Origin of the sequence: Cellulomonas sp. URHE0023 (genome assembly GCF_000688475.1) — a bacterium.
Lineage (GTDB): Bacteria > Actinomycetota > Actinomycetes > Actinomycetales > Cellulomonadaceae > Cellulomonas.
The window spans coordinates 43,609-66,434 of the sequence record NZ_JIAN01000010.1 but is presented as its reverse complement, the minus strand read 5'-3'; the positions used below and the strand labels follow the sequence as shown (position 1 = coordinate 66,434).

Here is a 22,826-nt window from a genome sequence, read left to right as displayed (position 1 = left end):
CTGATGGTGGCAGAGGGTGCGACTCAGATCGAGCCTGAACCGCCGGTCGGCACTACTTGCGGCGGCCCGTGCTCGATGTCTGACCCGTCAGGCCGCGCGAGTGGAGCACCGCGCGCTCGAGGGGCGAGAAGACGATCAGCTCGATCGCGATGCCGACCAGGAAGATGAGGAAGATCGACACGATCACCAAGGACATGTCGTTGAGGCTCCGGCCGGTGTCCAGCAGCTGGCCGAGGCCACCGCCGATGGCCACGGTGATGAGCTCGGCAGCCATGAGCGAGCGCCACGCGAACGCCCAGCCCTGCTTGAGGCCTCCGAGGAAGCCAGGGAGCGCCGCCGGGAGGAGCACGTACCGGATCCGGGTCCAGCCGCGGGCCCCGAGCACCTGACCGACGCGCAGGAACAAGGGCGGTACCTGGTCGGTGCCCGTGAGCAGGCCGTTGACGATCGACGGCACCGCACCGAGCAGGACGACCGCGTACATCGTGGCGTCCGTCAGGCCGAACCAGATGACCGCTGCGGGCACCCAGGCCACCGACGGCAGGGACTGCAGTCCGGTGATGATGGGTCCGAACGCACGGCGCAACAGCTGCGACGCAGCGAGCGCCGTGCCGATCGCGACACCCACGACGACCGACAGCACGAACCCGACGGCCGCGCGGCGCACGCTCGTGCTCATGGCAAGCCAGGCGGTCCCGTCCTGGACGGTCGAGACGAACGTCTGCCAGGTGTCGGCGGGGCTCGGCAGCGCGTAGGGCGGCTTCAGCTCGAGCGTGTACGCGACCTGCCAGACGACGACGAGCGCAGCGAGGGCGGCGAGCACGGGCCACGCCGAGCGCCACACGGACACGGCGAACGAGGGGCGCGGGTTGACGATCGGCGTCTCGAGCGCATCGAGCCCGGCGGCAAGTGCGCTGTCCGACGGGCGGCCGTGGACCGCCGGTGCGGCGGGGGTGCTGGTCTCAGTGGCCATGGCGGGCGATCTCCTCACGCAGGTGCTCCGTGATCTCGGCACTGAGCGCGGACACGTCGGCGTCCTCGATGCGACGCGGCTGCGGGATGTCGATGCGCCACTCGCGCACCACCCGTCCGGGTCGCGACGACAGCAGGACGACGCGCTGACCGAGCCGCACCGCCTCCCGGACGTTGTGGGTCACGAAGATCACGGCGCGTCCGGTCTCCGACCAGATGCGGGTGAGCTCCTCGTGCAGGACGTCGCGGGTGATCGCGTCGAGAGCCGCGAACGGCTCGTCCATGAGCAGCAGGTCGCCTTCCTGCGCGAGCGCACGGGCCAGTGCGACGCGCTGGCGCATGCCACCGGAGAGCTCGTGGACGCGCTTCGGAGCGGCGCCGTCGAGCCGGACGAGCGACAGAAGCCGCTGGGCCTCGGCCTTGCGCTCCTTGCGCGGCACGCCGCGCAGACGCAGGGCGAGCTCGACGTTGGCGCCCGCGGAGAGCCACGGGTAGAGCGCCGGCTCCTGGAACATGAGCGCCGGTCGGCCACCGGGCACGTCGACCTGACCCGAGACGGGCTTGTCGAGCCCGGCGACCAGGGACAGGAGGGTCGACTTGCCGCACCCTGAGGCGCCGAGCAGGCAGACGAACTCGCCGGGCTGGACCGTCAGGTCGATGTGCTCGAGCACGGGCGGGCGCGAGGCCTCACCGAAGTGCTGGGTGACGTCGGTGAGGCGCGCCGCAACAGCGGCCGGGGCGTCGATGCCCGGGCCGCCGGCCGCCGTCGCGGTGGTGGTCACTTCCCGCCAGCTCCCAACCCGGCGTCGTCGGCCGGTTCCTGTCCGTTGGCCTCGAGCACCTGGTTGAGCAGCGCGAGGTCGTAGATGCCCGTGAGGTCCGTCTTCTTGGACGTTCCCACGGCGACGGCGTGGTCCGCCGACGTCTGCAGGCTCGAGGCGATCGGGTCGAGCGTGAGGCGCAGGTTGTCCCACGCCCGGTCGAGCACGCCGTCTGCGAGGGGCTTGCCCGTCAGCTTCTCGATGTTCGTGTTGACGGCCGTCTTGGCCTCGTCCGGGTTCGCCGTGATCCACTCGTTGGTGGCGTACTCCGCCTCGATGAGCTTCTTGACGGTGCCGGGGTACTTGTCGAGGAAGTCGGTGGAGACGATGAGCTGGGTGGTGACGAAGTCGCCGTCCGGCCACAGGTCCTTCTCGTCGACCAGCACGTGCGCCCCCGCGTCGACCAGTCGCGACGCCCACGGCTCGGGGAGCCACGCGCCGTCGACCTGGCCGGCCTTGAAGGCGTCGAGCGTCTGCGAGTTCTCCTGCGGCACGACGTTGACGTCGGATGCGGCGCCGGTGAGCGAGCTGGTCAGGTCCTCGTCGGCGAGCCAGGCGCGCAGCGCGACGTCCTGGGTGTTGCCGAGCTGCGGCGTGGCGAGGGTCTTGCCCTTGAGGTCCGCCGGGCTCGTGATGGCGTCGACCACGACGAGCTGTGCGCCGCCCGAGGTCGCGCCCGAGACGATCCGGATCGCCTTGCCGTCCGACTTCGAGAACGCGTTGATCGCGGGGTTCGGGCCCACGTAGGCGGCGTCGATCGCGCCGCCGAACAGCGCCTCGACGGCCGCCGGTCCGGCGTTGAAGATCTCGGTCGTCAGCTTCGTGTCGCCGAGAGTCTCCTGGTAGGTGCCGTCCTCGACGCCGATCACGGGGATCGCGTGCGTGACGTTGGCGAAGTAGCCGAGACGCAGCTCGTCGGCCTCGGCAAGTGTTGCGGGCGCGTCGTCCGACGCCGTCGCGGACGGTTCTGCGGCGGCTCCGCTGTCGGCAGAGCACGCCGCGAGAGAGGTGAGGACACCCGCGGTGAGCAGGGCTGTGAGGGTGGCGGCGAGGCGGCGCGCGCGGTGCGCGGGGCGAGCAGTCATGTCGGGTCCTTGGGGATCGAGTCGGTCAGCGCGTGCGGTGGGCGGGCGACGGACATCGTCGACATCGCGCGGCGGCGCGTGCAGGCGCGACGGCGTGGTCGCGGACTCGGGCAGGGACGATCTGGGTGGACGCCATGAGGGCGTTTCCTCCGCGGGGGACGGGGGTGGTCGCGGTTCTGCCTGGCCGTCCTGCAGGACGAAGGCCGAGCGGTGAACGTGCGGCCGAGGGGGGACGGGGCCGAGGTTCAGAAGGTCCGCGGACAGCAGGTGCGCGCGGGAGCCATGGCGACGTGACAGCACGTCGAGGCCGCGCGGATGGTCTGCATGTGAAGAAGGATGACCGTCCGAGGGCGCGCGCAACACCCGCGTCTCGAATATTGGACTAAGCAGGTCGGAATTTGATACTTGCGGTCAGAGCCCCGGAACGGGACTCGTGAGTACGAGCACCGACCATCCCGGCACCCGCACCTGCTCACCGACACCCCGCCGTGCTGCGTCGGCGGGCTCGCCGAGCGGGCTGGAGGAGTCGAGGGCGATGGTCCACGACGCGCCGGGGCGAGGGTCGGGGAGCGTGAAGTCGACCGCGCCCGACCAGCCGTTCACGAGCAGCAGCAGGTCCGAGTCGACCAGGGGCCTGCCGTGGTCGTCACGGTCAGGGGCGTCCGCGCCGTCGAGGTACAGGGCGACCGACCGAGCGCGAGGATCGGACCAGTCGGCACCACTCATGAACCGGCCGGTCGGCGAGTACCAGCCGATCTCCTCGCTCTGCGCGCCCGTCAGGAAGCGCCGCCGGCGCAGGACCGGGTGCTCGCGGCGCAGCGCGACGAGGCGACGGGTGAAGGCGAGCAGCGTCTGGTCCGCGGTGGCCCAGTCGACCCAGGTGATCGGGCCGTCCTGGCTGTACGCGTTGTTGTTGCCGTCCTGGGTCCGACCCAGCTCGTCGCCGCCGAGCAGCAGCGGCGTGCCCAGCGAGGTGAGCAGCGTCGTGAGGATCGCCCGGGTGCGCAACCCTCGCACGGCATTCACCGTCGGGTCCTGCGTGACGCCCTCGGCGCCGCTGTTCCAGGACCGGTTGTCGGTCGACCCGTCACGGTTCTGCTCGCCGTTCGCCTCGTTGTGCTTGTGGTCGTAGCTGACGAGGTCCCGCAACGTGAAGCCGTCGTGCACCGTGACGAGGTTGACGGACGCCGACGGGCGCCGGACCGAGCCGCCGAACAGGTCGGACGATCCCGAGAGCCGGGTGGCGAGCTCTCCGAGCATCCCGTCCGCCCCCCGCCAGAAGTCCCGGACGCTGTCGCGGTACCTTCCGTTCCACTCGCTCCACAGGGGCGGGAAGCGGCCCAGGCTGTAGCTGTCCATCTGCCCCACGTCCCACGGCTCCGCGATGAGCTTGGTCCGGCCCACCACGGGGTCCTGGGTGATCAGGTCGAAGAACGAGGCGGTCTTCTCGAAGCTCCCGTCCTCGCGGGCCAGGGTCGTCGCGAGGTCGAAGCGGAAGCCGTCCACGTGCATCTCGAGGATCCAGTACCGCAGGGAGTCCATGATCAGCCGCAGCGTCGTCGCGTGGTCGACGTTCAGCGAGTTCCCGGTGCCGGTCGTGTCCACGTAGTAGCGGGGGTCCGCCGGGCTCAGCCGGTAGTAGGCCGGGTTGTCGAGCCCTCGGTGGCACAGGGTCGGGCCGCCGTGACCGCCTTCGGCGGTGTGGTTGAAGACGACGTCGAGGATCACCTCCAGCCCTGCGGCGTGCAGCCGCTTGACCATGGTCTTGAACTCCGACACCTGTCCGCCCACGAGGCCGGCACGCGCGTGCGCGGAGTACTTCTCGTGAGGTGCCAGGTAGCCGATCGTGGTGTAGCCCCAGTAGTTGGTGCGGCCGCTCTGTACGAGGAACTCCTCCGGGACGCTCTGGTGAACGGGCAGCAGCTCGACCGCGGTCACGCCGAGGTCCACCAGGTGCGCGATCACGGCCGGGTGCCCGAGCGCCGCGTACGAGCCACGCAGCTCCGCCGGGACCTCCGGGTGCAGCTCCGTCAGACCTTTGACGTGGGCCTCGTAGAAGACGGTGTCGGCATAGTTCGTCCCGGGGTGGACGTCACCCTCCCAGTCGAACGCCGGGTCGACGACGATCGAGCGGGGCACGTGGTGCGCCGAGTCGAGCGTGCTGGGGGCGTCCATGTCGCCGACCGTGTAGTCGAGGAGCTCCGGGCCGAAGCTGACCTCTCCGCTGATGGCGCGCGCATAGGGGTCGAGCAGCAGCTTGGCCGGGTTGCACCGCTGCCCGCGCGAGGGCTCCCACGGTCCGGCCGCACGGAAGCCGTACGCCGTACCCGCCCCGACGCCCGGGACGAACGCGTGCCAGACCCCGGCGTCGTTGTCCAGGAGCGGCACCTGGTGCTCGGTGCCGTCGGCCTCGAAGAGGCACAGCGTCATGGCGACGGCGATGTCGGAGGCCACCGCGAAGTTCGTCCCGTCGGGCATCAGCGTGGCCCCGAGCGGGAACGCCGACCCAGGAGTGGCGGAACGGACGGTCGTGGGTGCCGTGCCTGGTGCGCTCAAGGTCTCGTCCTCGCGGGCGTGGTGGGTCCGGCACAGGTGGTGCTCCGGTGCGGGCACCAGCGTGGCACGGCCGTGCTCCTGGACGAGCCGGTCTGCGGTGCGCGCCTCAGGAGCTCTGCTGCAGCGCAGCGCAGCTCTCGGCGTCCGCGAACGCCGACCGCACACTCCCGCGGGCGCCCGAGGCCGCTGCCAGGAGCGTCGTCGCGTACGCCTCCGCCGCCGCCAGGGCCGCCGAGGTCTCGGACAGCGCCGTGCCCGCCGACCCCAGGAACTCCGCCGCGTTCGCGGAGTCGGCGGCGTCCTGCGCGGCCTGCCTGGCATCCTGCGTCGACGAGGTCATGTCGCTCCAGCTGCTCTGGAGGCTCTCCTTGAGTGCCGTGGCCTCCTCGGTGTCCGGGGCGTCGCCGACGGCCGTCTTGAGGTCCTCGAGCGACTGGCCGGCTTTCGCGGCGTTCGTCGTCAGCTGGGACTTCAGCTGGTCGAGCGCGTCGCCTCCGCCCAGCTGCACGCTCAGGCCGTCGGCGACCGAGCGGATGTCGGTGGTGAGGTCGCCCAGTGCGCCGCACACGTTGTCAGCCCACGCGGACGCGGACAGACCCGTCGGCGTCGGCGTCGGGGTGGACGAGGGTGTGGGCGCGGGCTCGGCGTCGGGTTCGCCGGACGAGCAGCCGGCGAGCGTCAGGAGCGCGACGACGAGCAGGCTCAGCGCTGGTCTGCGGGCGGACGAACGCATGCACGGCCTCCGGTTCGACGAGTCTCCCTAGGCAGACTCGCTGCCCGCGGCGCGCCCGTCAACAGCCGTGGGAGTCGAAGACGGGGATCCGACCGGTCAGTGGAGGAAGAACTCTCGCAGGACGGGCGCCAGGGCGGACGCGTCGAGGTCATGCGTCTGGCCGGCGAGCGTGGCGTGCGCGCCCGCGGGCAACGCGTCAGCGACAGCCGATCCGGCGTTCTGCAGGAACTCAGGGCTCGCGCCACCGGTCACGACGAGGCCCGGGACGCCGATCGACGCGGTCAGCGCTCGCGGGATGCGGCTGCCCCCCATGAGGGCGTTGTCGTAGGCGAGCGTCGGAGCGATCGCCTCGAAGCGCTCCCAACCGGGCTGTGCCCGCAGGCCCGCAACGACGGGTGCCGGCACACCGACGTAGGACATGAAGGCGGCGACGGCGTCCCCTCGCCTGTTCTCGCCGAGGGCGTCGGTCAGCTCGGTCGTGTACTGGTCGGCGCGGTCCTGCAGGCCGGCCTCGGCCGTGTAAGGAGGTTCGTACAGGGCCAGGCGGGCGATCCCGGGCGTCGCGGCGGCGGTCGCCAGTGCCAGGGCGCCGCCCGAGGACATCGCGTAGACGCCGGCCTCGCCGCCCGCCACCTCCACCAGTGCTGCCAGGTCCTCGACCTCGCGCTCGACGGCGTAGGGGAGTGTGTCGGCGCTCGCCCCGCGGCCGCGGCGATCGTAGGTGTACACCGTGAACGCGTCCTGCATGAGCGCGGCCATGGCGTCCATGGGTCCGGCACCGCGATAGCACATCGCGCCGTCCACGAGGATCAGCGGGGGACCGTCGCCGCTGCGGGTGTAGGCGATGGTCGTGCCGTCGGGGGAGGTCAGTACGGTCATGCTCGTGCTCCGTCCGTGATGTAGGCGGCGAACCGGGCCAGGCTGGTGACGAAGCCGGCCTGTGCCTGCGGGCTCGCGACCGTGGCCGGTACGCGGCTCTGGTGCGTCACGACCTCGGTACGGCCGTCGTGCAGGTCCACGAACGTGATCCTGGTGAGCATGTCGCTGTCCACGTCCTGCCACACGAGCCGCACCGGCCGCTCGACCTCGAGGTAGACGGCGCGCATGGTGTACGCGCTGCCGTCGGACTGGTTGACCATCGTCGTCTCGAAGGCGCCGCCGGGGCGCAGGTCGACGGTGATGTTCTCGAGCGGGGTCGTCGTGCCGTCCGGCCCCCAGAAGTGGCTCAGGTGCTCCGGGGTCGTCATGCAGGTGAACAGCAGATCGGGCGTCGCCCGGTGGATCCGACGGAAGGTCAGCTCGGTCACAGGGTCTCCAGGTGGGCAGCGAGGCGGTCGTGGCGTTCGGCCCAGACCTGCCGGTTGGTCTCGATCCAGCTCACGGCCTCGGCGAGGCGCCCGGCGTCCAGCGAGCACGGACGTGACTGGCCGACTCGGGCACGCGAGATGAGCTGGGCGCGCTCGAGCACCAGCAGGTGCTTGGACACCGCTTGCTGGGACATGGCGAACGGGGCGGCGAGCTGGTGCACGGTCGCGTCGCCGTGCGAGAGGCGCTCGAGGATCGCGCGCCGGGTCGGGTCCGCGAGCGCGGTGAACACCAGGGTCAGGTCGTCCTCCAGCACAGCCATCCCCGCACAATAGCCACAACCGTGAAGTTGCACAACGTTTTGGTTGTGAAAGCGCACACCCGCGAGGGCGACGGCATAGTGTCCGGATGGACCACCAGAAGGAGACCTTGCACCGGTACCTTCGCGCCCAGCGCTCAAGTCTTCTGAGCAAGCTCGACGGTCTGGACGAGTACGGGATCCGCCGGCCGCTGACCCGCACGGGCACCAACCTGCTCGGCCTGGTCAAGCACGTCGCCAGCGTCGAGGTCGGGTACTTCGGCGAGGTGTTCGACCGGCCGTCCGGCATCGACCTCCCGTGGTTCGCTGACGGTGCGCCCGACAACGCGGACATGTGGGCCACCGCCGACGAGAGCCGCGAGCAGATCGTCGACCTGCACCACCGGTGCGCTGCCCACAGCGACGCCACGATCGACGCGTTGCCGCTGGACGCGGTGGGCACGGTGTCCTGGTGGAGCGCCGAGAGGCGCCGCGTGACCCTGCAGCAGGTGCTCGTCCACATGTGCGTCGAGACGGCGCGGCACGCGGGGCACGCCGACATCGTGCGGGAGCTCGTCGACGGCGCGGTAGGCAGCCGCCCCGACGACCCGAACATCCCTCAGATCGACTGGGTGGCCTACGTCGCAGGGATCGAGACGGCCGCGCGTCAGGCGGAGGCAACCGGCGCCTGACCGGCGGCTACAGTCGGTTTGCCCGGATCGTGCACAACCCGAAGGAGCGAGACATCATGTCAGACGAGGTTGCACCCGACAGCGAGGCAGTCGCGGTCCTGAGCGATGGGGCGTACACGCTCCTGCTGGCGGACTACCCGACCATCGACGCCGCCTGGGAGGCGTACGAGACCCTCAAGTCGATCGAGGACGGCAGCAGCGTCGAGATCGAGGGCGTCGTCGTGGTGAAGCGTGACGCCGACGGGACGTTGGAGGTCCAGAAGGCGACGGACCACAGCACCCGTTCGGGCCTGAAGTGGGGCGTCGTCGGTGGCGTCGTGCTCGGTGCGATCTTCCCGCCCGCGATCCTCGCGAGTGCTGCGGTCCTCGGTGGCGCCGGATCGGCGGCCGGCAAGGTGCGCGAGCTGCGGAACAGGGCCGAGCTCCTCAAGTCGCTCGAGGACGTGGTCCAGCCCGGTCACTCCGGTCTGCTGGCGCTCGTCTCCGATCCCGGCGAGGTGGAGATCCGCAAGGCGCTCGAGAAGGCCGACAAGATCGTCGAGGAGGCGATCGAGGACGTGGCAGCCAAGGACATCAAGGCCGCTGCGAAGGCAGCGGACGCCTAGTCGTCGTCGGCCTCTGACCCGCACACGGTGCCCTGGACATGACGTCCAGGGCACCGTTGCGTGTAGGGCCTCGTTGCGCGCCGGGAGCCAGGCCCGGCGCGGCGCCCGCACGTCTGAGGGACGTTCAGGGGGTGATCGCGAGCGGCTCCCCGCCCGATGTCAGCCGCCAGTCAGGGTTGGAGGCCGAGAACGTCGCCGGGTCGACCACCTGGTTCTGGGTCACCCAGTCGATGAGCAGCTGCCGGATCTCGACCTGCCGGTTGTAGACGACGGGCGCCCCCACGACGCCCGGGAAGTTGCCGCCACCGGACTGCCGGTAGTTGTTGATCGCCACGACGAACTCCTGTGCGTCCGTGACCGGGACCCCGCCGTAGGCGAGCCCCGTGACGCGGCTGCCGACGGGCTGTGCGAGGTCGATGTCGTAGGTCAAGGGCTGGTCCAGTCCGCCCATGACGTCGTAGTTGTAGTCCGGCGTCCCGTTCGGTGCCGTGGGCGTCACCGCGTTGGTGAGGTCCGCGGCGGCGTAGGTTCCCGGGCTCGGTGCGGCCTTGAAGTACTCCGCCGACTTCTCGAGGTACGCCTTGACCTGCGCACCGGTCAGCTTGATGCCCACAAGCGTGTTGTCGTAGATGTACAGCCCCGCGATGTCGCGGACCGAGACGTCGCCTTGCGGGATCGCCGCGTCCTTGTTGAACGGCGCGGCGATGGACAGCACCGGCAGTTCGGCGTCAGCGCCGGTCAGGTCGGCCTTCACGGCGCCGGCCTGGACGTAGTTGATGAAGTCGAGTGCTGCCGTGTCCTCGTAGCGGGCCGTCGCCGCAGACATCGCCTCGGTCGCCGTGCCGATCACGCCGTTCACGTAGGTCACGACCTTCTGCTGGTCGGCCGCGAGCAGCTGGACGATCTTCGGGTCCTCGGGAACCGTGTTCGAGTTCAGTACCTGGGCGCCGACCGACTGCACGGTCCAGCGGCCGCGCGCGAACGACAGGTCGATGTCGAAGACCGAGAGCCGCTCACCCCACTTCAAGGGCTCGGAGAGCACCACGGGCTTGCCGGTCGCGGTGTTGGTGACGACGCGCTGCGCGATCTCCTGGTGGGCGTGCCCGACGAGGATCGCGTCGATCCCGGGCACCTGCTGAGCGACCAGCGTCGCGGCGTTCTCCGGGAACGGCAGCGTGTCGCCGTAGGAGGAGGACGTGTCCGCGCCGGAGTGCGCGGCGACGACGACGACGTCGGCGCCCTTGCGCTTCATCTCGGGCACGTACCGGGCCGCCTGCTCGACCAGGCCGTCGAAGTGCATCTTGCCCTCGACGTTGGCCTTGTCCCAGATCGCGATCCCGGGGTTGGTGAGGCCGAGGATGCCGACGTGGACCGGCTTGCCGTGCGGCGGCCGCACGGTCTTGATCGTGTACGGCTGGAACGCGGGACGGCCCGAGGCGTCGTTCAGGGCGTTCGCCGCGAGCAGCGGGAAGTCGAGCTGCTTCTCGAACGTCCGCAGGTAGGGGATGCCGTAGTTGAACTCGTGGTTCCCGACGGCTGCGGCGTCGTAGCCGATGGCGTTCATCGCTGCGGCCATCGGGTGCTCGACGCGCTTACCGATCGGCTCGACCTTGGCGTAGTAGTAGGCGAGCGACGTCCCCTGGATGGTGTCACCGGCATCGATCAGGAGGGTGTTGGTCCTGCCCTTGTCCGCACGGACCTGGTCGACCAGCGTGGAGACCTTGGCCAGCCCCACGTCGTTGTGGGCGCTGTCGTCGTACTCCGCGTTCTTGAAGTAGTCCCAGTTCAGGGCGCTGCCGTGCAGGTCCGTGGTGCCCATGACCGTGAGGTGGTAGTCGTCGGAACCGCCGTGCCCGCGAGCATTCCCCTGGTCGTCCGCCGTGGCCGGCGAGGCGATGGCGACGACGAGTCCCGCTGCGGCGGCGACCGTCACAGCTCTGCGACCTCTGCTGATTCTCATGCCGGAGTCCTCCCATGATGTCGGGGGTGCACCGGGTTGCGGTGCGTCGCGCAACTTATCCCGATCGGGTGACACCGACACCCGCAGACGGTCGGGCCGTTCAAGAGTTCGGCCGCCGTTCGCGTCGCGGCAACCGGTGGTGCCGTCCGCGAGTCGCCGGGCCGGGGCGCCGGTCAGGTGCGGGGTGTCTGCGGCTCGTCGGTGCTCGTGAGGACGTGCTCGGGCTGGAGGCGGGTGAGGATCCTGGCGGTGATGCGGTCGAGGTCGGCGATGTCGGCGCTGTCCAACGGGGCGATGACCAGGTCTGCGACGGTGGCGACGTGCCCCGGGGCCGCTCGGACGACCGTGTCCCAGCCGGCGGTCGTGAGCACCGCGTTCGTCGCGCGCCGGTCCTGCGGGCACCGTTCGCGACGCACCAGACCGCGCTTCTCCAGGCGCGAGACCACGTGCGAGAGGCGTGCGAGCGTCGCGTTCGTCCTGGCCGCCAGGGCCGTCATGCGCAGGGTGCGGTCGGGCGCCTCGGAGAGCATGGCCAGCGTGTAGTACTCGAAGTGGCTGAGGTTCGCGTCGCGCTGGAGCTGGGACTCCAGTGCGCCGGGCAGGAGCTCGACGAGGGCGATGAGCTGTTTCCAGGCGTGCAGCTGCTCGGCGGTGAGCCAGCCTCCGTCGGTCATGGCCTCGACGGTACCCATCGGCGGCAGCGACACGTGCCTCGCCGGCGCCGGGGGTCGACCGCCATTCCGTCGACGCATGCGGTCGATCACGTAGCCTCCGGCCATGAGCACCCTTGACGAGGTCGGCCAGCGCGACGGCTGGCGATGCTGGCTGTGCGACGAGCCCGTGGACCCGGACGCGTCCGTCAACGCCGACCGGGGCCCGAGCATCGACGGGGGAGCGACACCGAAGGGCAAGAAGCCCGCCCCGGGGTCGGAGCGGCTCGCGCACCGCGCGTGCAACACGCGCAAAGGTGCGATCAAGCCCGTCGTGCCGTGGTCTCCGGACCTGTTCGTGATCGAGCCGGCGCCGATCGTCGCGACCGTCGAGCGGCTGACGCGCAAGGGTGGCCGCGAGGTCGTGGGTCGGTGCCCGAGCCGGTCCGATGGCGACGAGGCTGCCACCTGGCTCGCGGACCGCCTGTCCCGGTTCGCGCCAGGCCTGCGGGTCGAGGTGAGCGTCGAACCCGGGGGCGGGCAGTTCCTCCTGGTCCTGCGCACTCTGTGACCACCGCGCGGTCGGGGCAGATTCGGGCGTCCTCGGGCCTTGACCTGCGGTTTCGGCCATGATCCGATTCAGGGCACTCGCCCTGAATCGGTCGAGGGTCGTGAGGCGTCCGCGCGTCGCGACGACCGGACCCACGAATTGGAGCCCATCGTGACGGAGAAGCGCAGCGGTTTGGCTGTCGGCATGACGTTGTTCGCCGCGACGATGTTGATCGTCATCGGCTTCTTCCAGGCCATGCAAGGTCTTGTCGCGCTTCTCAACGACACGTTCTTCGTCGCCGGTCAGAAGTGGGTCTTCGAGTTCGACGTCACGACGTGGGGCTGGATCCACCTCATCCTGGGGATCGCCGTGGCAGCCGCAGGTGTGTTCGTGCTCGTCGGCCAGGTGTGGGCCCGCGCCGTCGGCGTGCTCGTCGCCACGTTCAGTGCTGTCGTCAACTTCGCCTGGTTGCCGTACTACCCGGTCTGGGGATCCATCCTCATCGCGCTGGACGTCCTCGTGATCTGGGCGCTGACCATTCACGGGCGCGACGTCACCAGCTGACCCCTGGCGGGCCACGTTCCGCCAATGTCGGCTTTGTGGAGATACCGTGGCCACGGAGTCGAGCACCGACTGCGACATCGATGGGAGTCCACGTGACACCGACCTCAGCGCCTCCGGAGATCACCACGCCGCAGAGCGAGCCCACGAGGTGGTGGTCCCGTACACCCGACGAGACGGCCACGGAGCTGGAGAGCAATCTGGCGACTGGACTCTCCAGTGCTCAGGTGAGCGAGCGCCAGGCCCGGTTCGGTCCGAACAAGCTGACCGCGCAGGCACCCCCGTCCCTCTGGGCGGTCGTGCTGCAGCAGGTCCGCGACCCCATGAACATCATGCTGGTCGCGGTCGCCGTGGTGAGTGCCGCCATCGGACAGGGCTCGACGGCACTGATCGTCGGGTTCCTCGTCATCCTCAACGTGCTGATCGGCGCCCGGCAGGAGATGCAGGCCCGCAAGAGCGTCGACGCCCTGGCGACGATGCAGGAGCCTCAGTCGAAGGTCCGACGTGACGGCACGCTCGTGCAGATCCCGGCGAGCCAGCTCGTGCCCGGCGACGTCGTCGAGCTCGAGGCGGGCGACATCGTGCCTGCGGACGGGCGGCTCTTCCGCACAGCCACGATGGAGACGCAGGAGGCGGCTCTCACCGGCGAGAGCACGCCGATCGGCAAGGACGTCGCGTCGCTCGCCGACGACGACGTCCCGCTGGGCGACCGGGCCAACATGGTGTTCCAGAACACGTCCGTGACGCGCGGCACCGGGGCGATCCTCGTCACCGCGACGGGGATGACCACGCAGATCGGCAACATCGCGACCCTGCTGTCGACGGTCGAGAAGACGAAGTCCCCGCTGCAGCGTGAGCTCGACAGCCTGACCAAGGTGCTTGGCGCCATCGCGTGGAGCGCCGTCGCGGTCATCGTCCTCATCGGGGTCCTGCGTGGCCAGTCCGCCAGCGACCTGCTCTTCCTCGCGACCGCCGTGGCGATCTCGGCGATCCCGACCGGCCTCCCGACGTTCGTGCAGGCGATGCTCGCGTACGGGGCTCGGCAGCTCGCCGACGCGAAGGCTGTCGTCGCCAACCTGAACGACGTCGAGACCCTGGGCGCGACCAGCTCGATCAACTCGGACAAGACCGGGACGCTGACGCTCAACGAGATGACGGTGACCGCGCTGTACACCGTCGGCCGGCACTTCACGGTCGAGGGCACCGGGTACGGCAAGACGGGCAGGATCCTGCAGGCGGCCGGCGGCGAGGTACCGGACCTGACCCCGCTCGCGTACGGACTGGTCCTGGCCAGCGACGCGACGGTCTCGGACTCCGGAGAGATCATCGGCGACCCCACGGAGGCCGCCCTCGTGGTGCTGGCCGCCAAGATCGGGGTCGACGCCGAAGAGAGCCGACGCACGTACCCGCGCATCGCGTCGGTGCCGTTCGACTCGGCGTACAAGTTCATGGCCACCGCGCAGTGGCTGCCGTGGCGCGGTGACCGGACCCTGGTCGAGGTGGTCAAGGGCGGTCCCGACGTCGTCCTGCAGCGGTGCACGAAGGCGCTGGCGGGCCCCGGCCAGATCGTCGACCTCGAGACGATGCGCGCCGACATCGAGGCCGAGCAGGACCGTCTCTCGAAGCAGGGTCTGCGCACGCTCGCGTTCGCGGCCCGGTTCCTCACGCCCGTGGACGAGGCCGCGATCGTGGCGGACCCCATGTCCTACGTCGAGGAGCTCGTGTTCGTCGGCCTGGTGGGGATCGTCGACCCGCTGCGCCCGACGGCCAAGATCGCCGTCGAGATCGCGCTCAAGGCCGGCATCGAGGTCCGGATGATCACCGGCGACCACGCGGTCACCGCCAGCGCGATCGGTGCCCAGCTGGGCCTGGGACCGGGCGCGATCAGCGGCCCCGAGCTGGCGAAGCTGACCGACGAGGAGCTGCTCGAGCGGCTGCCGAACCTGCACGTCTTCGGCCGCGTCACGCCGGAGGACAAGCTCCGCCTGGTTCAGCTCATGCAGCGCGAAGGTCTCGTCGTTGCCATGACCGGCGACGCCGTGAACGACGCAGCCGCGATCAAGCAGGCGGACATCGGCGTCGCGATGGGCTCCGGAAGCGAGGTCACCAAGCAGGCGGCACGTCTGGTGCTCACCGACGACAACTTCAGCACCCTGGTGCATGCGGTCGAGCTGGGCCGCAGCATCTACCAGAAGATCACCGCGTACATCCGGTTCCAGATGAGCCAGCTCATCGGGCTCGTGCTGCTGTTCCTGGCGGCGAGCGTCTTCAACATCGCCAGCGGCGTCGCGATGACTCCGATGATGGTGCTGTTCCTCAACTTCTTCGTCGCGGTCGCCCCGGTGATCGCGATCATGCTCGACCCGGTCGGGCCCGGGATCATGGACCGCGCGCCCCGAGACCCGAACATCGGCATCAGCAACGGCTGGGCCGTGCGGCGCTGGATCCTCTACGGGTCTGTGCTCGCCCTGTCGTCGGCGGTCCCGCTGGTCTTCGGGCCGGACACACCGACGCCGGACCACCCCACCGCGTCGATGACCATGGCCTTCGTCGTGATGGGTCTCGGTTCGGTGTTCTCCGGCCTCGTGCTGCGGCGGGAACCGGAGTCCGGGCTCGCCGCGCCGCTGCTGACCGCCGTCAAGGTGCTCTCGGTCCCGGCCGTGCTGGTCGTGCTCGCCACGGAGCTGGACTTCCTGCAGGGGTGGCTCACCACGCAGTCCCTCACCGGCGGGCAGTGGCTGGCGAGCCTGGGGCTCGCGCTCCTTCTGCCGGTCGTGGGCGAGCTCGACAAGGTCGTCATGCGGCGCAAGGCGGCGCGTCCGAGGGTGCTGGCGACGCAGGAGGCGGTCGTCCCGGCCCGCGCGCGTGCCTGAGGCGGGTGACGGCGGGCTGGACCGGCTCGTCCGTCCGCCTGAGTAGTCCCGATGGTCGCACCCTCGGGCCGGGGCCCCTTGCGACTCCCGCGTTTTCGCCGTGACCCCCGCAAGGGTCCGAGGAGGCCCGGGCGCAGGATCGTCGCGGCGTTCGCGCTGGGGGTCGCCGCCGGCACGTTGCTGCTGCTGCTGCCGAACGCCAGGTCGGGCCCCGGGGCCGCGAGTCCCTTGGAGGCTCTGTTCACGGCGACGTCCGCACTGTGCGTGACGGGGCTGACGGTCGTCGACACCGCGACGTACTGGTCGGGGTTCGGTCAGGTCATCATCCTCGTGCTGATCCAGGTCGGCGGCTTCGGCGTGATGACGCTGGCCACGATGCTCGGTCTGCTCATCTCCCGAAGGCTCGGTCTGAATTCTCGGTTGCTCGCGGCCCAGGAGACGAAGAGCATCCGGCTGGGCGATGTCGGCTCGGTGCTCCTCGGCGTCGCACGCATCAGCCTCACGGTGGAGGCAGTCACGGCGGTCGTGCTCACCCTGCGGTTCGCCACCGCCTACGACAACTCCTGGTCGGAGGCGCTGTGGCTGGGCGTCTTCCACGCCGTGTCCGCGTTCAACAACGCCGGCTTCTCGTTGTTCAGCGACAACCTGATCGGCTTCGCGACGGATCCCTGGATCTGCCTGCCGATCGCGTTCGCCGTGATCATCGGTGGACTCGGTTTCCCGGTGATCCTGGAGCTCCTGCGCAGGCGCCGAGGGCCGTGGGGCGTCCACACCCGGCTCACCGTCACCATGACGCTGATCCTGCTCGTCGGCGGCACGCTCTTCGTCACGATCGCGGAGTGGAACAACCCCGACACGTTGGGCGCGTTCCACCCGGCCGGCCGTGCGCTTGCCGGGTTCTTCCAGGCGGTGATGCCGCGCACCGCCGGGTTCAACAGCGTCGATCCGGGGGCGATGAACACGGGCACGCTCCTGGGTGTCGACGTGCTGATGTTCATCGGCGGCGGCAGCGCGAGCACCGCCGGCGGCATCAAGGTGGGCACGTTCGCGGTGCTCCTCCTGGTGATCGTCGCCGAGCTGCGGGGCGACCCCGACGCCAACCTCTACGACCGGCGCCTGCCCACGGCGACGATCCGCCAGGCACTCTCGGTGGCTCTCCTGAGCGTCGCCGCGGTGGTGATCTCCACGCTCGGACTGGCCATGACCAGCCCGTACACGCTCGACCAGATTCTGTACGAGGTCGTGTCCGCCTTCGCGACCGTGGGGCTGACCACCGGCATCACACCCGACCTCTACCCTGCGCAGCAGCTCGTGCTCGTCCTGCTGATGTTCGCGGGCAGGCTGGGGCCGGTGACGTTCGCGTCCGCCCTCGTCCTCCGCGAGCGCCAGCGACTGTTCCGGCGCCCCGAGGGGCGTCCGCTGATCGGCTGACCCGCGGTGCGCCGTGTCGGCGCTGCGGTCTAGCCTGGCGCGAGCTCAAGGAAGGGAGACCGTCGTGGTCCTGATCGGTGCGCACGCGCACGGAACCGACCCGGTGGCAGTCGCTGCCGAGATCGACGCCCAGTGCGTCCAGCTGTTCCTGGCAGACCCGCAGGGGTGGAAGAAGCCGGTCCGCCGCGACGACGCGGACGCGCTCCTGGCCTCGGGGCTCGGCATCTACGCGCACGCGCCGTACCTCGTCAACGTCGCGTCGACCAACAACAGGATCCGGATCCCGAGCCGGAACATGATCGCGCAGCACGCCGCGGCCGCAGCAGACCTGGGCGCGCGTGGGCTCATCGTGCACGGCGGCCACGTCGGCGACGGCGACGACATCTCCGTGGGGATCGACAACTGGCGCAAGACGTTCGAGCGCGCGACGTTCCCGGTGCGCGTCCTGGTCGAGAACACGGCGGGTGGCGACAACGCCTGCGCACGAACCCTGGACCGGATCGCGCTGCTGTGGGACGCGATCGGCCAGTACGACGTCGGGCTGTGCCTCGACACGTGCCATGCCTGGGCCGCGGGGGAGGACCTCGAGACGATCGTGGACCGCGTGCGCGCGATCACGGGGCGCATCGACCTCGTGCACGCCAACAGCTCTCGGGACGAGGCCGGATCGCAGCGGGACCGGCACGCCGGCTTCGCGACCGGCACGATCCCGCCCGAGCTGATCGCGCACGTCGTGCGCGAAGCCGGGTGCGACGCCGTGGTCGAGACTCCAGCGGACGGTCAGGCGCAGGACATCGCGTTCCTGCGCGCCGCTCTCGCGGGCTAGCTGTCAGATCCGGCCTCGCACCGGGGTCCGTTCGCTCGGGTCCGTCTCGACGGGCATGACCATCTCCGCCCGGACACCCAGGAGCCGAACCTCGCGGTCCTCGAGAGACTCGGCGAGGGCGTGCACCGCTGCCACGACGACGTCGGCGTCGCGGGTCGGCTGGCCGAGCTTGCGACTCATGGTCTTGGTCTCGAACGGTGCGTAGCGCACCTTGAGGGCGACACGCAGGACGTCGCGTCCGTCGTCGGCGGCGTCCTGCGCGACCGCACGAGCCAGCTCGGCGACTGCCGACCGCACCTGCCCGGGCGTCGTGAGGTTCTGCTGGAAGGTCGTCTCGCGGCTGTGACCACGGGGCACCCACGGGGTGTCGTCGACCGTGCCGGGGCCGAGACCTCGTCCGAGCCCGTGGTACCAGACGCCCATCTTCGGTCCGAACTCGGCAACGAGGGCCTCGCCGGACGCGTCGGCGAGCTCCCGCACGGTCGTGATGCCCAGTGCGCTGAGCCGCCGGGACACCTTCGTCCCCACACCCCACAGGTCGCGCGTGGGCCGGTCGCCCATCACGTCGAACCAGTTGTCCGCCGTGAGCCGGAACATGCCGGCCGGCTTGCCGAACTCGGTGGCGATCTTTGCCCGCACCTTGTTGTCGCCGATCCCCACGGAGCAGTGCAGCCGCGTCGCGCTGAGGACGGCCGCCTGGACCTGCCGCGCCAGTGCCTCCGGGTCCTCGGTGGCTGCGCCGAGGAAGGCCTCGTCCCATCCGAGCACCTCCACGACGACGCCGAGCGAGCGCAGCGTCGCCATCACCTGCTCCGAGGCGGCCTCGTACGCGGGCGCGTCCACCGGCAGGAACACCGCGTCGGGCAGCTTGCGCGCCGCGACGCGCAGCGGCAGCCCCGAGTGGACGCCGAACTCGCGCGCTTCGTACGAGGCCGTCGAGACGACCCCTCGCTCGGTGGGGTCGCCGCGGCCTCCCACCACGACCGGCTTGCCGGCCAGCTCGGGGTGGCGGAGCACCTCGACCGCCGCGACGAACTGGTCGAGGTCGACGTGCAGCACCCAGTCCGCGCCCATGCCTCGAGTCTGCCCGGCCCCGACCGGTGGCGGGAGACGGCACGGGATACGTAGCGTCGACGCGACGCGCTCGGCGGGTGCTGCGGGTACCTCGTGCCGACGTGGGCCGTGGGCGTGCATGATGCTCTCGGTGTCGATCAGGCGTACCGCTGCGGGGCGGCACCGGGCGTTGATGATCATGCGTGGTACCGATGCGCGCGAGAACCGAGAAGGGCACGACATGTTGCTGCACGCTCTGCGGACCTACAAGAGCTCCGAGCCGTTGCCGCGCGAGCAGCAGCTGGCGTGGAAGATCGCCGAGGTCGCGTCCGACCCGGTGGCGGTCGACCCCGACGTCGTGGAGATGATCGTCAACCGGTTCATCGACAACGCGTCGGTCGCTGTGGCGTCGCTCGCGCGGGCCCCGATCGTCGCGGCTCGGGGGCAGGCGCAGGCCCACCCGGTCGGTCCCGCATCCGGGGGAGCAGGGGCGACCGTCTTCGGCATCGAGGGCAGGTACGGGCCGGAGTGGGCTGCCTACGCGAACGGCGTCGCGGTGCGCGAGCTCGACTACCACGACACGTTCCTGTCCGCCGAGTACTCGCACCCCGGCGACAACATCCCGCCGATCCTCGCGGTGGCCCAGCACACGGGCAAGGACGGCGCGGCACTCGTACGCGGCATCGCCACGGGCTACGAGATCCAGGTCGACCTGGTGAAGGCGATCTCGCTGCACGCGCACAAGATCGACCACGTCGCGCACCTCGGCCCGAGCGCGGCCGCGGGCATCGGGACGCTGCTCGGCCTGCCCGTCGAGACGATCTACCAGGCGATCGGCCAGGCCCTGCACACCACGACGGCGACGCGGCAGTCACGCAAGGGCGAGATCTCGACCTGGAAGGCGTCGGCACCGGCGTTCGCGGGCAAGATGGCGATCGAGGCTGTCGACCGGGCCATGCGCGGGCAGACGAGCCCGTCGCCGATCTGGGAGGGCGAGGACGGCGTCATCGCGTGGCTGCTCGACGGGCCCGACGGACGGTACGAGGTGCCGTTGCCGGAGCCGGGCGAGCCCAAGCGCGCGATCCTCGACACCTACACCAAGGAGCACTCCGCCGAGTACCAGGCGCAGGCGTGGATCGACCTCGCCCGTGCGCTGGGTGCCACGCACCCGGAGATCCGCGACCCCGCGAACGTCGAGCGGATCGTGCTCGCCACCAGCCATCACACGCACTACGTGATCGGCACCGGCGCCAACGACCCGCAGAAGTTCGACCCCACGGCCAGCCGCGAGACCCTTGACCACTCGATCGCCTACATCTTCGCGGTCGCACTGCAGGACGGTGCGTGGGACCACAACCTCTCGTACGCCCGGTCGCGGGCCACGCGTCCGGACACGGTGGAGCTCTGGCACAAGATCAGCACGGTCGAGGACCCGGAGTGGACCCGCAGGTACCACTCGAACGACCTCGCCGAGAAGGCGTTCGGGGGCCGCGTGGAGATCGACCTGGTCGGGGGCGGCCGGATCGTCGACGAGATCGCGCTCGCCGATGCGCACCCCCTCGGCGCGCGACCCTTCACGCGCCCCGACTACGTGCGCAAGTTCCGCACGCTGGCGGGCCCCGTTCTCGGCGCGGACCAGATCGACGCGTTCCTCGCGCTCGCCCAGGGCCTGCCGACGCTGACCGCCGCCGAGGTGGGCGACCTCAACGTCCTCGTCGCGGGACTCCCCGAGGCACCGAAGGGGCTGCTCTGATGCTGCACTCGACCGTCACCGCGGCCGACAAGCGCGCGGCGTTCCGGGCACGGCTTGACGCGGGCGAGCTCGTCCGGATGCCCGGGGCCTTCAACCCGCTCAGTGCGGCCCTCATCCAGGACAAGGGCTTCGAGGGCGTCTACATCTCGGGCGCGGTGCTCTCGGCGGACCTGGGTCTGCCCGACATCGGCCTGACGACCCTGACCGAGGTCGCGCAGCGTGGCGGGCAGATCGCGCGGGTCACCGACCTGCCGACCCTGATCGACGCGGACACCGGGTTCGGCGAGCCGATGAACGTGGCCCGCACCGTCCAGGTGCTCGAGGACGCGGGCATCTCCGGCATGCACCTCGAGGACCAGGTGAACCCCAAGCGCTGCGGGCACCTGGACGGCAAGGAGGTCGTCGACGAGGCCACAGCGCTCAAGCGCATCCGCGCCGCGGTCGAGGGTCGGCGCGACCCGAACTTCCTCATCATGGCCCGCACCGACATCCGTGGCGTCGACGGGCTGGCGGCGGCGGTCGCCCGGGCGAAGGCGCTGCAGGACGCGGGAGCAGACGCGATCTTTCCGGAGGCGATGGCCTCCCTCGAGGAGTTCGCCGCCGTCCGGGCCGCGGTGAGCGTGCCGATCCTGGCCAACATGACCGAGTTCGGCAAGAGCGAGCTGTTCACGACCGCGCAGCTCGCGGACGTCGGCGTGAACATCGTGATCTTCCCGGTGTCGCTCCTGCGGCTCGCCATGGGCGCGGCGGAACGCGGCCTCGAGACGATCCTCGCCGAGGGTTCGCTGACCTCGACGGTGCCCGAGATGCAGACGCGTGCGCGCCTCTACGAGCTGCTCGACTACGAGAGCTACTCCGCGTTCGACAGCGGAATCTTCACGTTCGACCTGGACAACAACAGGAGCGGTGCATGAGCGACATCAAGAAGGGTCTGGCCGGTGTCGTCGCGGACGTCACGGCCGTCTCGAAGGTCAACCCCGAGACCAACTCGCTGCTCTACCGCGGCTACCCCGTGCAGGAGCTGGCGTCGACCCAGTCGTTCGAGGCGGTCGCGTACCTGCTGTGGCACGGCGAGCTGCCCGACGACGAGCAGCTCGCGTCCCAGAGAGCGGCCGAGCGCCCCCTGCGACCGCTCGACCCGGACGTCCGGACCGTCCTGGACCTGCTGCCGGTGGACGGACATCCCATGGACGACGTCCGCACCGCCGTCAGCCTGCTCGGTGCGGTGGACCTTGCCGGCTCGGGCTCTGTGCTCGACGTGACCGGGAGCGCCGACAGCAACCTGGCGCGCAGCCTGCAGCTCTTCTCTGCCCTCCCGGCGATCGTCGCCTACGGTCAGCGCCGTCGTCGCGGCCTGGACGTCGTCGAGCCGCGCGACGACCTGGACTACGCCGCGAACTTCCTCTGGATGACCTTCGGCGAGGAGCCCGAGGAGACGGTTGTCGACGCGTTCAACCGGTCGATGATCCTGTACGCCGAGCACTCGTTCAACGCGTCGACGTTCACCGCCCGGGTCGTCACCTCGACGCTCAGCGACCTCTACTCCGCGGTCGTGGCCGCGATCGGTGCCCTCAAGGGTCCGCTGCACGGTGGTGCCAACGAGGCCGTGATGCGCACCTTCGAGGAGATCGGCGACGCCGCGAACGTCCCGGCGTGGCTCGACAACGCACTCGGTGAGAAGCGCAAGATCATGGGCTTCGGCCACCGCGTCTACAAGCGGGGCGACTCCCGGGTGCCGACCATGAAGGTCGCCCTGGAGAGTCTCGTCGCGCACTACGACCGCCCGGACGTCCTCGACCTGTACACCGCGCTCGAGTCGGAGTTCGTGTCCCGCAAGGGGATCTACCCGAACCTGGACTACCCGTCCGGGCCGGCCTACAACCTCATCGGCTTCGACACGGCGACCTTCACACCGATCTTCGTGGCTGCCCGGATCACCGGTTGGACGGCGCACATCCTCGAGCAGGCGGCGTCGAACGCGCTCATCCGTCCCCTCTCGGAGTACGTCGGTCCGGACGAGCGGCACATCGACGGCTACGTCCAGCACGCCGACGAGCTCGCCCTCGCGGACCGGGCGGAAGAGGCCGACTGACCGCGCGAGT

21 protein-coding genes are annotated in these 22,826 nt (G+C 70.3%); 10 read left to right on the top strand and 11 right to left on the bottom strand.

Annotated features, from left to right (window positions below):
- Nucleotides 1-52: 52 nt before the first annotated feature.
- From N553_RS0118655 to N553_RS0118620, 8 genes are all read right to left on the bottom strand, one after another.
- Nucleotides 53-973 carry an ABC transporter permease gene (locus tag N553_RS0118655; protein ID WP_034623441.1) on the bottom strand — a complete coding sequence of 307 codons (921 nt, stop codon included), beginning with the start codon at nucleotides 971-973 and terminating at the stop codon, nucleotides 53-55.
- Entirely contained in the window at nucleotides 963-1,718 is a 756-nt protein-coding gene (locus N553_RS0118650) for an ABC transporter ATP-binding protein (protein ID WP_034623506.1), read from the bottom strand. The genes N553_RS0118655 and N553_RS0118650 overlap by 11 nt, the downstream gene beginning before the upstream one ends.
- A 32-nt stretch (nucleotides 1,719-1,750) precedes the next feature.
- Nucleotides 1,751-2,878 (bottom strand): ABC transporter substrate-binding protein, encoded by a 1,128-nt coding sequence (locus tag N553_RS23665; RefSeq protein WP_034623440.1) that lies wholly within the window; start codon nucleotides 2,876-2,878, stop codon nucleotides 1,751-1,753.
- Nucleotides 2,879-3,289: 411 nt separating this feature from the next.
- Nucleotides 3,290-5,434: a glycogen debranching protein GlgX gene (gene glgX, locus N553_RS0118640; RefSeq protein ID WP_028047783.1), complete on the bottom strand. Its 2,145-nt coding sequence runs from the start codon at nucleotides 5,432-5,434 to the stop codon at nucleotides 3,290-3,292.
- 106 nt (nucleotides 5,435-5,540) lie between these two features.
- Nucleotides 5,541-6,167, bottom strand: a complete 627-nt coding sequence (locus tag N553_RS25480; protein WP_028047782.1) for a hypothetical protein — start codon at nucleotides 6,165-6,167, stop codon at nucleotides 5,541-5,543.
- Nucleotides 6,168-6,263: 96 nt separating this feature from the next.
- Nucleotides 6,264-7,046: an alpha/beta fold hydrolase gene (locus tag N553_RS0118630; RefSeq protein ID WP_028047781.1), complete on the bottom strand. Its 783-nt coding sequence runs from the start codon at nucleotides 7,044-7,046 to the stop codon at nucleotides 6,264-6,266.
- Nucleotides 7,043-7,474, bottom strand: a complete 432-nt coding sequence (locus N553_RS23660; protein WP_034623439.1) for an SRPBCC domain-containing protein — start codon at nucleotides 7,472-7,474, stop codon at nucleotides 7,043-7,045. Before N553_RS23660 ends, N553_RS0118630 begins: the two co-directional genes overlap by 4 nt.
- Nucleotides 7,471-7,794 (bottom strand): helix-turn-helix transcriptional regulator, encoded by a 324-nt coding sequence (locus N553_RS0118620; RefSeq protein ID WP_034623437.1) that lies wholly within the window; start codon nucleotides 7,792-7,794, stop codon nucleotides 7,471-7,473. The genes N553_RS23660 and N553_RS0118620 overlap by 4 nt, the downstream gene beginning before the upstream one ends.
- Before the next feature lie 86 nt (nucleotides 7,795-7,880).
- Between N553_RS0118620 and N553_RS0118615 the strand changes: the two genes are divergently transcribed.
- Nucleotides 7,881-8,462 carry a DinB family protein gene (locus N553_RS0118615; RefSeq protein WP_028047779.1) on the top strand — a complete coding sequence of 194 codons (582 nt, stop codon included), beginning with the start codon at nucleotides 7,881-7,883 and terminating at the stop codon, nucleotides 8,460-8,462.
- 56 nt (nucleotides 8,463-8,518) lie between these two features.
- Entirely contained in the window at nucleotides 8,519-9,067 is a 549-nt protein-coding gene (locus N553_RS0118610; RefSeq protein ID WP_028047778.1) for a DUF1269 domain-containing protein, read from the top strand.
- Between the two features lie 124 nt (nucleotides 9,068-9,191).
- On the opposite strand, the gene N553_RS0118605 is transcribed toward N553_RS0118610, so the two are convergent.
- Nucleotides 9,192-11,027 (bottom strand): bifunctional UDP-sugar hydrolase/5'-nucleotidase, encoded by a 1,836-nt coding sequence (locus N553_RS0118605; protein WP_028047777.1) that lies wholly within the window; start codon nucleotides 11,025-11,027, stop codon nucleotides 9,192-9,194.
- A 173-nt stretch (nucleotides 11,028-11,200) separates the two neighbouring features.
- Nucleotides 11,201-11,701, bottom strand: coding sequence for a MarR family winged helix-turn-helix transcriptional regulator (locus N553_RS23655; protein WP_034623502.1), 501 nt, complete (start codon nucleotides 11,699-11,701; stop codon nucleotides 11,201-11,203).
- 103 nt (nucleotides 11,702-11,804) lie between these two features.
- Here N553_RS23655 and N553_RS0118595 point away from each other — a divergent pair, with 103 nt between their 5' ends.
- The 5 genes from N553_RS0118595 to N553_RS0118575 all read left to right on the top strand — a co-directional run bounded on the left by N553_RS0118595 (nucleotide 11,805) and on the right by N553_RS0118575 (nucleotide 17,918).
- A complete protein-coding gene (locus N553_RS0118595; RefSeq protein ID WP_028047776.1) occupies nucleotides 11,805-12,248 on the top strand; it encodes a hypothetical protein in 444 nt (147 codons plus the stop codon).
- Between the two features lie 183 nt (nucleotides 12,249-12,431).
- Nucleotides 12,432-12,791 carry a hypothetical protein gene (locus tag N553_RS0118590; RefSeq protein WP_231505322.1) on the top strand — a complete coding sequence of 120 codons (360 nt, stop codon included), beginning with the start codon at nucleotides 12,432-12,434 and terminating at the stop codon, nucleotides 12,789-12,791.
- 80 nt (nucleotides 12,792-12,871) lie between these two features.
- A complete protein-coding gene (locus tag N553_RS0118585) occupies nucleotides 12,872-15,661 on the top strand; it encodes a cation-translocating P-type ATPase (RefSeq protein ID WP_081844766.1) in 2,790 nt (929 codons plus the stop codon).
- Nucleotides 15,662-15,712: 51 nt separating this feature from the next.
- Nucleotides 15,713-17,092 carry a TrkH family potassium uptake protein gene (locus tag N553_RS0118580; protein WP_081844765.1) on the top strand — a complete coding sequence of 460 codons (1,380 nt, stop codon included), beginning with the start codon at nucleotides 15,713-15,715 and terminating at the stop codon, nucleotides 17,090-17,092.
- A 64-nt stretch (nucleotides 17,093-17,156) separates the two neighbouring features.
- Nucleotides 17,157-17,918: a deoxyribonuclease IV gene (locus tag N553_RS0118575; RefSeq protein WP_028047772.1), complete on the top strand. Its 762-nt coding sequence runs from the start codon at nucleotides 17,157-17,159 to the stop codon at nucleotides 17,916-17,918.
- A gap of 3 nt (nucleotides 17,919-17,921) precedes the next feature.
- On the opposite strand, the gene N553_RS0118570 is transcribed toward N553_RS0118575, so the two are convergent.
- Complete coding sequence (locus N553_RS0118570) at nucleotides 17,922-18,992, bottom strand: DNA polymerase IV (RefSeq protein ID WP_028047771.1); 1,071 nt, start codon at nucleotides 18,990-18,992, stop codon at nucleotides 17,922-17,924.
- A gap of 220 nt (nucleotides 18,993-19,212) precedes the next feature.
- Between N553_RS0118570 and N553_RS0118565 the strand changes: the two genes are divergently transcribed.
- Genes N553_RS0118565 through N553_RS0118555 form a run of 3 tightly spaced genes read left to right on the top strand, consistent with a single transcriptional unit; the run spans nucleotide 19,213 to nucleotide 22,816 of the window.
- Nucleotides 19,213-20,724, top strand: coding sequence for an MmgE/PrpD family protein (locus tag N553_RS0118565; protein ID WP_028047770.1), 1,512 nt, complete (start codon nucleotides 19,213-19,215; stop codon nucleotides 20,722-20,724).
- On the top strand, nucleotides 20,724-21,638 hold the full coding sequence (gene prpB, locus N553_RS0118560) for a methylisocitrate lyase (protein WP_028047769.1): 915 nt from the start codon (nucleotides 20,724-20,726) through the stop codon (nucleotides 21,636-21,638). The genes N553_RS0118565 and prpB overlap by 1 nt, the downstream gene beginning before the upstream one ends.
- Nucleotides 21,635-22,816 (top strand): bifunctional 2-methylcitrate synthase/citrate synthase, encoded by a 1,182-nt coding sequence (locus N553_RS0118555; protein WP_028047768.1) that lies wholly within the window; start codon nucleotides 21,635-21,637, stop codon nucleotides 22,814-22,816. The genes prpB and N553_RS0118555 overlap by 4 nt, the downstream gene beginning before the upstream one ends.
- Nucleotides 22,817-22,826 lie beyond the last annotated feature (10 nt).